Annotated in this window: 2 tRNA genes; both read left to right on the top strand. The window is 65.0% G+C overall.

The features are described 5' to 3' along the window. Positions 1-89: 89 nt before the first annotated feature. Positions 90-166, top strand: a tRNA-Phe gene (locus tag I0Q12_RS21700). 70 nt (positions 167-236) lie between these two features. Further along, positions 237-310: transfer RNA gene (locus tag I0Q12_RS21695), tRNA-Asp, on the top strand. Positions 311-317 lie beyond the last annotated feature (7 nt).

The raw sequence follows: 317 nt of genomic DNA, 5'->3' as shown, positions 1-317 counted from the left end.
CGCCGCCCTGTCACGGCGGAGGTCGCGGGTTCGAGTCCCGTCAGGGTCGCAGAGAATATGCGATCGGCATTCGGTTCGGGTGCCGTCCCGGCCAGGTAGCTCAGTTGGTACGAGCGTCCGCCTGAAAAGCGGAAGGTCGCCGGTTCGATCCCGGCCCTGGCCACCATATAACTTCATACTTCGGACCCACCGTTCGCGGTGGGTCCTGCTGTGAGAATCCGTCAGGGTTCTTTCATGGCCCTGTGGCGCAGTTGGTTAGCGCGCCGCCCTGTCACGGCGGAGGTCGCGGGTTCGAGTCCCGTCAGGGTCGCTTCAGG

Origin of the sequence: Rhodococcus sp. CX, assembly GCF_015865005.1 — a bacterium.
Taxonomy (GTDB): Bacteria; Actinomycetota; Actinomycetes; order Mycobacteriales; family Mycobacteriaceae; genus Rhodococcus.
Note: the sequence above shows the minus strand (reverse complement) of the source record. Positions and strands in the feature narration are given on the sequence as shown.